We start from the raw sequence: 13,333 nt of genomic DNA, 5'->3' as shown, positions 1-13,333 counted from the left end.
ATGTCTTTAATCATTAAACACAAGGATATTACCCGAATCGTATTTCCGGCATTTTTTCTTTCGTCAGGTTTATTCTGGGGCCAGAAAACGGCACGTGATACGGCGAAAGTAAACACCAAGGAGATCGAGGAAGTGGTAGTGATCGGGTACGGAAAAGTGAAGAAATCCGATCTTACAGGATCGGTATCCTCAGTTTCAGCAAAAGAATTGTCGGCGACACCGGCCATGAATGCTTTACAGGCGTTACAGGGAAGGGCTGCCGGATTAAATATCGTAACGGCTGGCGGTGCTCCGGGAGCAGGGGCTAATGTAACGATTCGGGGCGGTGCTTCCATCACCCAGGGAACAGAGCCGTTGTATATCGTAGACGGTTTCCAGCTTGACAATGCATTGAATATTATCAACCCTAATGATATCGAAAGTATTGATGTATTGAAAGGCGCTTCGGCCATTGCCATCTACGGTGCCCGTGGTTCCAACGGGATTATCGTCATCAAAACGAAAAGCGGAAAGAAAGGCAGAACAACCGTCAATTATAACTCTTTCATGTCATTTGATGTGCTTTCCAAAAAGCTGGACATGCTGTCGGATGCAGGTTCTTATGTAAAATACCAGTATGAACTGGCCCAGCTTGCGGGACGCGCACCGCAATGGAGCAGCATCTTCGATGATAATTTATCTGCGGACTCACCGGGTTTTTACACGGGCGTCTACAGCAGGATCAATAACCGATATGCCAACGCCCCGACGCTGGACTGGCAGGAGAAGATGCTGGGCGGTACCGGCGTAACACAAAACCACAATTTCAACTTTTCCGTAGGGACGGATAAAACCCAGGCTTTTGTAAGCTATAATTATAACAAACAGAACGGCTTGCTGGACAATTTCAGTGAAACAAGAAACTCTCTCCGGGTAAATGTCAATTCCCAGCTGTATAAAGGCGTAAGGGTAGATTTCAATTCAATGTTCAATTCCAATTCCCTCAATGGCGGCGGCGCTTACTCCGGAATGAAGAAAATTCTGCTGCAGCCAATTACAGGAGGAACGCGTTTTACACTGGATGAGCTTTATAATACCCAGACTTACGGTGATTTTTCTGCGCTGGAACCAGGATATGACACCGAGAACCCTTTCATTGAAACCAATGCGTCCACTTCGAATCTACGGTCAAGAAATTTCGTAGCCAATGCCGGACTGGAAATCGATTTTTTAAAAAACTTCACCTTCAGAACGGCAGGCCAGTACAACTGGAGAAACAGCAAATCCATGGCTTTTTCTGATGAAAACTCCAGGGCTTACCTTACCGATCCTACGACTACAGGAATTAACGGGAAAATAGGGAATAATGAATCTTACGGATACCAGATCACGAATACGGTTACCTATACCAATACCTTTAGGGATAAGCATAAGCTGAATGCGCTGATCGGTCAGGAAGCCGTTTATTCTCAGTCGGAAAACAATGCATTGACGCTGATTAAGTTTCCTTTTCCGAATTTCGGGCTCAATGATATCAGTACGGCAACCGTTTCTGATAAATCCGTGGATCGAAGCAGCACCAGCTTAATGTCATACTTCGGAAGAGTAACCTATAATTATGATGACCGGTATCTTCTGACGGCCACCATCAGACAGGACGGCTCATCAAAATTCGGGAAAAATAATAAATGGGGAACGTTCCCATCGGTAGCTGCTGCCTGGAGAACATCGCAGGAAAGCTTCTGGCAGGCCTCCAAAATTAAAAACATCATCAACGATTTTAAACTCAGATTTGAATACGGGATCACCGGAAATAATGACATCGGCAACAATCTGTTTACCACGACGTACTCGATTACGGATTATCCGATCAATAATACCCCGGGAACTCCGGCTTATGTAACGAGCACCAACCTTGGAAATCCCAATTTAAAGTGGGAAGAACTCAAGTCTACCAATATAGGAGCTGACATCGCCCTGTTCAGCAACAGGATCAGGCTGACCGGCGAATGGTACAACAACAATGTCAGCGGCATGCTGCTTCAGGCGGTTCTTCCGGTTTCTTCCGGGTATGCCAGGCAGTACCAGAACATCGGAAATATGAGAAACCGGGGTGTTGAATTCACATTGAATACGATCAACCTGCGGTCGGACAACTTCAGATGGACCACCGACCTGAACGTCGGGCATAACAGGTCTAAGGTGCTTTCCCTTGAAAAAGGGCAGGATTTCAGAACCTTCAGTGTCGGCAGCAACAGGGCCGGTGCAGTTACCTATTATGCAAGGGTAGGGGAGCAGTTGGGAGAAATGTACGGATACGTTTACCAGGGAATTTATACCACCGATGATTTCATCCAGAATGCAAACGGAACACTGAGCCTGAAAGACGGCGTCGTAAAGCCGGCGACGGGAACCCCGAAACCGGGTGACATTAAATTCGCGGCAGACAATGCGGCAGGAGATCAGTTTACCAGGAAAATGGTAAAGATCGGAGATGCGACACCCGATTTTATCGGAGGGATCAGCAATAATTTTGCATATAAGGGGTTCGATCTGGCTATTTTCATGAAATTCAGCGTCGGAGGGGATATCTATAACGCGACAAAACACAGTTTGAGCCCGTATTCCCTGTTTCAGAATGTCCCGTCCGAATTCGGGAATAATTTTTACCATCTGATCGATCCCAATACCGGTCAGCAGACCAACAACCTTGTCCGGTTAAAAGAGCTCAATCCGGATGAGGATTCCCGACTCTGGAGTTTAAGCAACACCAATACACAGGCCATTACCTATCCTTCATCCTATTATGTGGAAGACGGCTCATATCTTCGGATTGCACAGCTAACCTTAGGATATTCGTTGCCGAAAAACTATCTGAAAGACATTATGGTCACCAGTGCCAGGATCTATTTCACGGTTAACAATCTGGCGACAATTACAGGATATTCAGGCTATGATCCCGAGGTTTCAGCTGCCAGCGGTGTCGCGGTAACGCCGGGATACGACAGTTCCACATTTCCGAGATCAAGAAGCTATGTGCTCGGTATTAATTTAACTTTTTAATTTTTAACTGAATCTGAAATGAAAAATATATTCAATCAACAAAAGTTTATCAGGAAAGCGGCTGTATTTTCCTCTCTTTTTCTTGCTGTTCTGGCTTCCAACTCCTGTAGTGATGATTTTCTGGATCAGCCGTCTTATAATAATGCGGATGCCGATACGGTTTTCGACAATCTTCAGACGGCGGAGATGTTTGTCCTGGGCTGTTACAGGGGCCTGATCCCCACCGAAATGTTTTACCAGCTCGGAGCCGGTGACACGGTGGTTCATTCCAATGAAGCCCTGAACAATTCCAAATACAATATTGCCAATTACAATTATGATGCCTATACGCCGTTTACCGTAACGGGGATTTATTCCGCCATGTATGCGGTTATCGAACGTACCAATATCGCAGCCAGCAAATTATCCGGAATGCCGGCCAGTGCCAAACGCGATGCCTTAATGGGTGAGGTAAAAGCGATCCGTGCTTTTTGTTATTATAACCTCATCAGGATCTACGGAGACGTACCGGCCGTCTGGGAACCTTTGGAATCCCTGGATCCCAATGACCCGAATACGTTTTATCCCAAGCGGGCTTCCCGCGATGTGATTTATGACCGGATCGTAGGTGACCTGCAGGAAGCTGTCGCTACCGTACCTTCGCTGTCACAAAGCGGTTTCGGGACTACCGAAAGATTGTCAAAAGAAGGCATCAACGCACTTTTGGCCAGAATTGCATTATATGCAGCCGGATATTCTCTGCGTTGGGAACTCAATACCTCAAATCCGGGCATCGTATCGCGCCGTGGAGATATTAACCGGGTAAAGGAACTTTATCAGATCGCAGACAATGCCTGTGCAGCCATCATCAATGGCGGGACCAAAAGCCTGGTGCAGAGCCAGGGCGGGAAAAGCGGTTTCGAAGCTTTGTGGTTCAATTTCTGCCGAAGAAACTATGGAACGGTAAACTCCGAGATGCTTTGGCATATTGCTTCTTACGGTCAAAATACCAATTCCGCGTTCCAGGTGTATGCGCATCCTGGATCCCGTGGAGGCGTCTATGGCTCCCGTTCTGCACAGCAGTTTATGCTCCCTTCGTATTATCTTTCCTTTAACAGCAGCGATACCCGCAGGGATGTATCCTGCACTTCATACAGCATCTATTTTCTGGATACCGGTGCCGCTTCCGATACATGGGTTGACGTGGGCACCCCGTACTCTGCCATTATGCCCGGGAAATTCAGGCTTTCCTGGTGTGTCGAACCTCAGGCAGCCAGTGACAGAAACCTCAATATTCCGATTTTAAGATATGCTGATGTACTGCTGATGTATGCAGAAACCCAGAACTACCTGAATAATGGTCCCACAGCCGCTGCCAATGCCGCGCTGATGGCCGTCCGCACGAGAGCCGGTATCGGGTCGATGCCTATTCCTGCCGGACAGAACGATTTTCTTCAGGCAATCGTACAGGAAAGGAAATGGGAATTTGCAGGCGAATTCAATCTCCGTACAGATCTTATCAGGACCAACAGTCTGACCACTGAAATCAATGCCACCCGGCAGGATATGAAAGACCTTACCAAAAGAATCGGAAAATACGCCAGTATCGCCACTTACAGGCTGTATAAATTTCATAAGAATGCCCAGGTCTACGGTGATCCGTTTCTGGCCTTGCCCTATATTGATATTACCAGTCCTGCAGAGATCGCGGCCATCCAGAATGTACCGACCAATCCGGCAAACTATGCAGCGTACCAGGCGACACTGGCAACAATCGTAACAGCCCATGGTGTCGCTTACCAGGCCGAAGACAAATGGTATCCTACCCAGATGTTCCAGGCTTATACAAGCACGTTTAACGGTAACGCAAGGAAAGCGGTCGGATTCAAGGCCGGCTTTAATACCTTGCAAATGGGAAGCAGCATGTATTCCAAGCCATTCGGGTATGCTGAAAACAACGGAACTTACCCAAGCTGGATCGAATCGGATAGCGACGGGCTGTTTTTCGGCTTTAAGCCAAACAAAACGGAACTGCTTCCTTTTGCCGCAGCTTCCGCAGGCCATCCGATGATCGATAATCCTAACCTGACGCAATTGCCCGGATATTAAATTTAAACACATCAGATCACAGAATATTCATGATACCCCCACTGATCAGGCTGTTATCATCTGATGTAAGATGAATGAAATACCAGAGCAACATTAATTTATCTTTAAATGAAGCATCCGGCAGTATAGTACGGGATGCCGCAGAAATCAGAACAGTCTAATTTTGGGTAAAAATTTAGAAACAGAAAACCGACAATGGAAAAAGTAAAGACATTCAGATATGTAAATTATTTATGGGATGAAAAAAAGGCAGCCGCTTTGGGTGACGATCAGGTTGCTTTATTCCTGTACCGGTCCAACATCCTGGGCGCAGATCTCCGAATCACCAACTACGGAGGTGGCAATACCAGCTGCAAGACCATCGAAAAAGATCCGCTTACCAATCAAGACGTTGAGGTGATGTGGGTAAAAGGCTCGGGAGGAGACATCGGAACCCTGACGAGAAAAGGAATTGCAGGCCTGTACACCGAAAGGTTGAGGAATCTTAAAAATGTATACGGAGGACTGGAAGATGAGGATCGCATGGTGGGCCTGTTCAATCATTGCATTTATGACCTCGACAGCAAAGCACCTTCCATTGATACGCCGCTTCACGGCCTTCTTCCCTTTAAACATATCGACCACCTTCACCCTGATGCCCTGATTGCCGTGGCGGCAGCAAAAGACAGCGAAGCCGTTACCAGAGAAATCTGGGGCGATACGATGGGCTGGGTACCGTGGCAGAGACCCGGTTTCGATTTAGGCTTACAGCTGGAGAAATGTCTGGCAGACAATCCCGGAATCAGAGGAATCGTGCTGGGAAGCCATGGGCTTTTTACCTGGGGCGAAACTTCTTATGAATGCTATCTGAACAGCCTGGAAGTGATTGAAACGGCTTCCGAATATATCGCCCGGAAAATAGAGGAAAAAGGAGAGGTTTTCGGCGGACAGAAGATAGAGTCCCTTTCTGCGGAAGAACGCAGAAGCAAAGCTGCGCAGATCATGCCTGTATTGAGAGGCCTGGCTTCTTCGGAAAGCAGAATGGTAGGGCACTTTACCGACAGCGAGGCCGTTCTGCAATTTATCAACAGCCATGATTTGGAAAGGCTGGCACCGCTTGGAACGTCATGTCCGGATCATTTTTTACGAACTAAAATTCAGCCGCTGGTGCTTACTTTAGATAAAAATGAAAATTTAAGCGATTCTAAAGCGGTTTTAGATAAACTAAATCCTCTTTTCGAACAATATAGAAAGGAATATAAAGACTATTACGAGACTTGCAGGCATCCAGACAGCCCCGCCATGCGGGACCCAAATCCGGTGATCATTATTTATCCGGGAGTGGGGATGTTCAGTTTCTCAAAAGATAAACAGACTACGCGTGTTGCCAGCGAATTTTATGTAAATGCCATCAACGTCATGCTTGGGGCAGAAGCCATTTCCGAATACACCTCGTTACCGAGACAGGAAGCATTCGACATCGAATATTGGTTATTGGAAGAAGCCAAACTTCAGAGAATGCCGAAAGAAAAGCCGCTCTCCAGAAAGATTGCCATCGTTACGGGCGCCGGAGGCGGAATCGGGCAGGCGATTGCCGAGAAGATGATTGCCGAAGGCGCTGTCGTCGTATATACCGACCTTAGTACCCAAGCGGTGGAATCTGCAGCCATGAAATACAATAAAGACCAGGCAATTGCCGTTCAGTGTGATGTTACCAGTGACGAAGCCATCGAAAAAGCGTTTAAAGAAGCGGTGCTGGCTTTCGGTGGAATAGACATCATTGTGCATTCTGCAGGATTGGCTATTTCCAAATCGTTGGAAGATACTACTTTACAGGATTGGGACTTACTGGAAGATGTGCTGGTAAAGGGGCAGTTCCTGATGTCCAAAATTGGAACGGAAATTATGAAAAAACAGAATCTGGGTGGCGATATCGTAAACATTGCCAGCAAAAACGGATTGGTTGCAGGACCGAACAACGTCGCTTATGGAACCGCAAAAGCAGCGCAGCAACACATGACCCGGCTGCTGGCTGCAGAACTGGCTTCCAATAAAATCCGTGTGAATGTAGTAAACCCGGACGGAGTGATTGTGGGAAGCAAGATCTGGGAAGGCGAATGGGCGGAAGGCCGTGCCAAAGCCAACGGGATTTCCGTAGAAGAATTGCCGGCTTTTTACGCCAAAAGAAATTTGTTGAACGAAATTATTCTTCCTGAAGACATTGCTAACGGTGTATTTGCCTGTGTAGCCATCTTGGATAAAAGTACGGGAAATATCATCAATGTAGACGGCGGAATGGCCAATGCATTCCCAAGATAAGCGGGACGACTCCTGTGCTAAATCAGTAAAATCAAATCATGATCATAGAAAAAGATACCCTTGAACAATATAACAGAAACGAAGTTGAACATTTCAATTCAGACTTTGATTTTTTATCGAATAAACTAACAAAATCAGGAGCCGATGTTTCCGAAATCGTCAATAAAATCTCTGATTTTCAGGTAGCGGTTCCGAGCTGGGCTTTAGGTGCGGGGGGTACCCGTTTCGGAAGATTTTCTTACGGCGGGGAACCGTCGACGTTGGAACAGAAGCTCGATGATGTAGGCCTTATTCATGCCCTGACGCATTCTGCAGGTGCCATTTCTCTTCATATTCCCTGGGATATTCCAGGTGATGTGAAAGCAATTAAAGAAAAAGCCGCTTCTCACGGATTGGTTTTCGACGCAATGAATTCCAATACGTTTCAGGATCAGCCCGGAGCACAGCAGTCTTATCAATTCGGTTCTTTAAATTCGGCAAGCGAAGGTGCAAGAGCCTATGCCGTTGAGCATAACAAAGAAGTCATCAGAATCGGAAAGGAACTGGGATCAAAAAGCCTGACGGTCTGGCTGGCAGACGGAGCAAGTTTCCCCGGACAGCTGAATTTCCAGACCGCTTTGTCAAAAACGGAACAAAGTTTAAAGGAAATCTATGCCGGAATGCCGGAAGACTGGAAATTATTCATCGAATATAAACCGTACGAACCGAATTTCTACTCAACAACGATTCAGGATTGGGGGACTTCCTTTATGCTGGCCAATGCCTGCGGAGACAGGGCTTATACCTTGGTGGACCTTGGGCATCACCTGCCGAATTCAAACATCGAGCAGATCGTAGCCACCCTGATGTATAAGGGGAAACTCGGCGGATTCCATTTCAACGACAGCAAATATGGGGACGATGATCTTACGGTAGGTTCCATAAAACCTTATGCCTTGTTTTTAATCTTTAACGAATTGGTCTATGGAATGGAAAACAATCCGCAGAACCCTTATCCGGCGTGGATGATTGACGCCAGCCATAACATCAAAGACCCTTTGGAAGATTTAATTCAGTCTTTAGAAGCCATCTTAATTGCTTACGCACAGGCACTTCTGGTAGACCAGAAAGCACTGAAAGACGCACAGCTGAATAACGACGTGGTCCGTGCACAGGAAATTTTGCAGAATGCATACAGAACGGATGTTCGTCCCCTGTTAAAGGCAGCGAGACAGCAGACCGGTGCCGCACTGGATCCTATCGCAGCCTACAGAAATCTTAAAGTAAGAGAAAACTTAATCTCCGAAAGAGGGTTGAATGCAAAAGCAACAGGATTATAAGCCTGCTTTAATTTGATAATTTAAGCTTTCAAGTGCAATCGAAAGTTTTTAATTATATGTATCCTTATCTTTATCATTAAGGTTGAACGTGTTTGGACAGTCGGGATCCAGGGCAGCAGTGCCAGAGAATAAGTGGATTTCTTTACGGTTCCGATATCCAGACACGCCTTAATGGTGTGCAACCGAGAACAGGATTTTATCATCAAAAAAACTAAAGGCCGGTTACATTTTGATAAACATCACAGCATCTTAATGTAAACAGGCCCATACCATTCAATTATAAATTTAATTCATCTCAGGAATGTCCAAGAAAAAAAAGGTAACCATCGTATTCGATATCGGGAAAACCAATAAAAAATTCTTTCTGTTTGATAAGAATTACAAAGAAGTTGTTCGGGAGTATACCGAATTGCCGCTTACAACCGATGAAGACGGTTTTCCTACTGAAGATCTGGTTGCGCTCCGAAACTGGATTAAAAAAAATTTCAATGCCGTGCTCGACGATGAAAATTATGAGGTAAAAGCCATTAACTTCTCCACTTACGGAGCCAGTTTCGTCCATCTGGACCAGAAAGGGAATGTTCTTACGCCTTTGTACAATTACACCAAAGTGATGGATGAAGAAATTCTGGACTTATTTTATGAAAAACACGGGAGCAGGCTGAAAATCGCCCGCGAAACAGCTTCTCCGCAGGCCGGGATGCTGAACTCCGGATTGCAGCTGTTCTGGCTGAAATACAAACATCCGGAAGTTTTCGGAAAAATCCGCTACAGTCTTCATCTGCCGCAGTACTTATCCTATTTGTTTACCGGGATCTGTGTTTCGGAATTCACTTCCATCGGCTGCCATACCAATTTATGGGACTATGATAAAGCAGATTATCACGATTGGGTCTATGAAGAGGAGATCGATGCCCTGCTGCCGCCCATCGTTCCGACTTCTGCAAGCATCAATACGTCTTACAGAAACAAGAAAATTAAAATCGGTGTCGGCATCCACGACAGTTCTTCAGCTCTTTTACCTTATATCTTAAGTAAGAAAGAACCGTTTTTACTGCTTTCAACCGGAACCTGGAGTATTTCGCTCAATCCTTTTAATGACGAAAGCTTAACCGATAAAGACATTCAGAACAATTGCCTGAACTATATGAGAATCGATGGGAAACGCGTAAAGGCATCCCGTTTCTTCATGGGCAATGAATATAAGATCCAGGTAGAAAAATTATGCGCCCATTACGGAAAAGAATATGGCTTTCACCGGGAAGTAAAGTTCGACCAGGATCTGTATCTGCGTCTGATAAAGCATCAGGCAGTTTATTTCCGTTTTGAGGGGATTGTCCTGAAAAGAAAAATGATCAGCGAAACCGATTTAGATTCATTCGCTACTTTCGAGGAAGCCTACCATCAGCTGATGATTGAGCTGATGGATTTACAGATCCACACCATTACAAACGCTATCGGAAATTCAGACATTCAGAATATTTACATTGATGGCGGATTTACGGACAATGATGTATTCATGAAACTGATGTCGCACCATTTCCAGCATTACCAGGTGATGTCTACCCATTCGCCGTTAGGTTCTGCACTGGGCGCCTCCATGGTGATTTCCAACAAAAAAACTGATGAAACTTTTTTACAGCAGCATTACCAGATGAAACTGCTTCAACCGTTAATCCTAAATGTATAAATCATGGCATTTCCATTTGATACCCGTTACGCTTCCCTGGAACTGCTGATTGCAAGGGCCAAAAAAAGAATGCCCCGTTTTGCTTTTGAGTACCTGGATGGGGGCTGTAATGAAAATATAAACCGCGACCGGAATACTGACGAACTAAGAGAGGTACAGCTCCGCCCGCGTTACCTGAATAACAATTTTGCAGAAGCCGATATGGAAACCGAATTGTTTGGGGTAACGTATTCTGCGCCGTTCGGGATTTCTCCGGTGGGCTTACAGGGGCTGATGTGGCCGAATGCCCCGGAGATCCTGGCAAAGGCAGCGTTTAAGCACAATATCCCTTTTATTCTGAGCACAGTTACCACAAGCAGTCTTGAAAGGATTGCTGAACTAACGGAAGGAAAGGCCTGGTATCAGCTGTATCATCCCAGGGAAGAATGGCTGCGTAACGATATTCTCGACCGTTGTGAAGCTTCCGGATATGACGTTCTGGTTGTTTTGGCCGATGTTCCGACCTTCGGATACAGGGCCAAAGAGATCAGGAACGGGCTGGCCATGCCGCCACAGCTGAATTTCAGAAATGTTTCCCAGGCGTTGGTAAAACCACAATGGTGTCTGGAAATGCTGAAACATGGAGTGCCGGGCTTTAAGACCATGGAAAAATACATGGATAAAAACATGAACGTAAAACAATTGGGACAGTTCATGAACTCCACTTTTTCAGGCCGGTTAAATTCCGACAGGATCAAATCCATCCGTGACCGGTGGAAAGGAAAACTGGTCATCAAAGGAGTGGCTTCCGATGAAGATGCAGAAGAAGCGGTACGTTTGGGTTTCGACGGAATGATTATCTCCAACCATGGCGGAAGGCAGCTGGATGCCGGGGAATCTACGATTGCTGTGGTAAAAGAGATCAGTGAAAAATATAAAGACCAGATTAAAATCATGATGGACAGCGGCGTGAGAACCGGCCCGGACGTAGCCCGTGCATTGAGCTGCGGTGCGGAATTTACCTTTATGGGAAGAACGTTTATGTATGCCGTCGGGGCATTGGGAGACCAGGGTGGCGACCACATTATTGAGATGCTCAAGATGCAGTTCAGACAGGTCATGGAACAGGTATGCTGTGAAAGGCCGGAACAGCTGCAGGATTTCAGGGTAAAATAATTTAGTGAAAAGCCGGAAGTTTATAAATAAAACATATAATACTTCCGGCTTTCCTGTTACTTTTTCTTCTCCGCTTTTATGGCCTGCCTGGCCAGCAATTTCCAGTTGTTTTTCACTTTCGCCCATACCAGCAGGATATCCAGGGTTACCTCCCCCGGAGCTTTTCCCTGATCGGCAGTTGTTGCATAAAAATGATGGCGGACAATCGCTGTATTCCCCACGATCTGTACATTTTGACTGGTGATGTCAATCGTTACAAAATCTGATTTTTTACTGGCCAGCTTCTCAACAAATTCTTTTGCATCATCAATATGGCCTCCCGAATGCCCGTACGTAAGTTCAGGTAAAATCAGGGATTCCAATGCTGACGGTTCACCGCTTATCATGGCCAGTCTGAGTTTTTCAGAAGCTTCGGCTACCATCTCCGTATCGCCTTTTTTCTGCGCTGAAACAGCAGTAAAGGTCATGAAAATGAGCGCAAAAATTATTTTCTTTGTCATGTTAAAAGAGTATTTTTTATTAATTTCTTTACGTACCTGCTTGTGCAATCGATTGCATTTTATTATAAAATTATTCTGCAGGTTATAGGGAATCACGCTGGATAAACTTAAATACGTTATTCACCGATTCTTTTTTATTCTTTAAAATCATGTAAGCGGCAGATTCACCCATGGCTTTGAAATCTGTAGTGATCACGGTGATTCCCAGCAGTTCTTTCAGCGGCGTTTCATTGTAGGAAATAATGCCGATCTCTTTTCCCAGTTCAAGATCCTTCTGCCGGATCTGCTTTACCAGGTTGACCAGGTCCCTTTCACGGATGGTGATGAAAATATCTTTGTCCTGCAATTCCATATCGGGATAGATTTCATCCAGGATTTCATAATCCAGCTTGAAATCCTTGCAGAATTTTTCGAAACCACGGGCAATCCGGAAAGGGTAGGGATGGATATCCTTGTCGGGATAAACCAGGATTATTTTTTCATACTTCTTAATTTTATCCAGTCCTTCCTTCAGGGCATTATAGATGTCATGTTCAAAATCCTGGAAAATAGAGCCGTATTCTCCTGAAATATTCGGTTTGGTATTATCAAGCATCAGTAATTTATTCTTCGGGATCTTTTCAATGATGTCGATCACCTTTTCGGTGGAGCTGGTATGCTTGGAGTGCTCATCACGGAAATGCGGCATGATGACATAATAATCAAATCCGCCCATGTTCTTTTCCAGAGCATTGATGAAAAGCGTTTCGTCACAGTGGTAAATATACATTTCCACATTTCCCTTAGTGCCGACTGCATTCACAAAATAATCATAAATCATCATTTTGTAAGTGCTTGGCTTATTAATCAGGAAGAAAATATTAATTGTATCATTCTTATTGATGCGAGAAATATAATACCCTTTCCCTTTTACAGATTCGATAATCTGCCTTCTTCTGAGTTCTTTATAGGCTTTTTCCACCGTATCCCGGGAAAGGAAACAGGATTCACTGAGCTCGTTGATCGAAGGAATCTTTTCACCGATTTTAATTTCCCCGCCGTCAATGCCATCAAGAATGGAATCGACGATCTGTTTGTATTTGGGGACTCTGGAGTTTTCGTTGATATGTATTTCAAAAGTTTCTGCCATAGCTTTCCTAAGCGAAATTATTTAGTTTAACAAAAAATTCAATTGAGAAAAATTGATTTGCGACAGAAGACAAGTTACAAAAATTTACAATAACTGATCATCATCCTGTTTA

Annotated in this window: 8 protein-coding genes; 6 read left to right on the top strand and 2 right to left on the bottom strand. The window is 45.1% G+C overall.

The window, feature by feature from the left end; all coding sequences use genetic code 11:
* From FY557_RS15870 to FY557_RS15845, 6 genes are all read left to right on the top strand, one after another.
* Positions 1-3,042: a SusC/RagA family TonB-linked outer membrane protein gene (locus FY557_RS15870; protein ID WP_149248225.1), complete on the top strand. Its 3,042-nt coding sequence runs from the start codon at positions 1-3 to the stop codon at positions 3,040-3,042.
* Positions 3,043-3,060: 18 nt separating this feature from the next.
* Positions 3,061-5,130: a RagB/SusD family nutrient uptake outer membrane protein gene (locus FY557_RS15865; protein ID WP_149248224.1), complete on the top strand. Its 2,070-nt coding sequence runs from the start codon at positions 3,061-3,063 to the stop codon at positions 5,128-5,130.
* A 195-nt stretch (positions 5,131-5,325) separates the two neighbouring features.
* Complete coding sequence (locus FY557_RS15860) at positions 5,326-7,428, top strand: bifunctional aldolase/short-chain dehydrogenase (protein WP_149248223.1); 2,103 nt, start codon at positions 5,326-5,328, stop codon at positions 7,426-7,428.
* Positions 7,429-7,466: 38 nt separating this feature from the next.
* Positions 7,467-8,747 (top strand): sugar isomerase, encoded by a 1,281-nt coding sequence (locus tag FY557_RS15855; RefSeq protein WP_149248222.1) that lies wholly within the window; start codon positions 7,467-7,469, stop codon positions 8,745-8,747.
* Positions 8,748-9,048: 301 nt separating this feature from the next.
* Positions 9,049-10,437: an FGGY-family carbohydrate kinase gene (locus FY557_RS15850; protein ID WP_149248221.1), complete on the top strand. Its 1,389-nt coding sequence runs from the start codon at positions 9,049-9,051 to the stop codon at positions 10,435-10,437.
* A gap of 3 nt (positions 10,438-10,440) precedes the next feature.
* Positions 10,441-11,592, top strand: a complete 1,152-nt coding sequence (locus tag FY557_RS15845) for an alpha-hydroxy acid oxidase (protein WP_149248220.1) — start codon at positions 10,441-10,443, stop codon at positions 11,590-11,592.
* 56 nt (positions 11,593-11,648) lie between these two features.
* Here FY557_RS15845 and FY557_RS15840 read toward each other — a convergent pair whose 3' ends face one another.
* Complete coding sequence (locus FY557_RS15840) at positions 11,649-12,092, bottom strand: nuclear transport factor 2 family protein (RefSeq protein ID WP_149248219.1); 444 nt, start codon at positions 12,090-12,092, stop codon at positions 11,649-11,651.
* A gap of 82 nt (positions 12,093-12,174) precedes the next feature.
* A complete protein-coding gene (locus FY557_RS15835; protein ID WP_149248218.1) occupies positions 12,175-13,221 on the bottom strand; it encodes a GntR family transcriptional regulator in 1,047 nt (348 codons plus the stop codon).
* Positions 13,222-13,333 lie beyond the last annotated feature (112 nt).

This window comes from Chryseobacterium sp. SN22, assembly GCF_008329705.1.
Lineage (GTDB): Bacteria > Bacteroidota > Bacteroidia > Flavobacteriales > Weeksellaceae > Chryseobacterium.
Note: the sequence above shows the minus strand (reverse complement) of the source record. Positions and strands in the feature narration are given on the sequence as shown.

What these genes read in the sequence shown, in the direction of transcription:
- FY557_RS15840 (WP_149248219.1), bottom strand. Translation starts at nt 12,092, where the DNA reads ATGACAAAGAAAATAATTTTTGCGCTCATTTTCATGACCTTTACTGCT.
- FY557_RS15865 (WP_149248224.1), top strand. Translation starts at nt 3,061, where the DNA reads ATGAAAAATATATTCAATCAACAAAAGTTTATCAGGAAAGCGGCTGTA.
- FY557_RS15845 (WP_149248220.1), top strand. Translation starts at nt 10,441, where the DNA reads ATGGCATTTCCATTTGATACCCGTTACGCTTCCCTGGAACTGCTGATT.
- FY557_RS15860 (WP_149248223.1), top strand. Translation starts at nt 5,326, where the DNA reads ATGGAAAAAGTAAAGACATTCAGATATGTAAATTATTTATGGGATGAA.
- FY557_RS15835 (WP_149248218.1), bottom strand. Translation starts at nt 13,221, where the DNA reads ATGGCAGAAACTTTTGAAATACATATCAACGAAAACTCCAGAGTCCCC.
- FY557_RS15850 (WP_149248221.1), top strand. Translation starts at nt 9,049, where the DNA reads ATGTCCAAGAAAAAAAAGGTAACCATCGTATTCGATATCGGGAAAACC.
- FY557_RS15870 (WP_149248225.1), top strand. Translation starts at nt 1, where the DNA reads ATGTCTTTAATCATTAAACACAAGGATATTACCCGAATCGTATTTCCG.
- FY557_RS15855 (WP_149248222.1), top strand. Translation starts at nt 7,467, where the DNA reads ATGATCATAGAAAAAGATACCCTTGAACAATATAACAGAAACGAAGTT.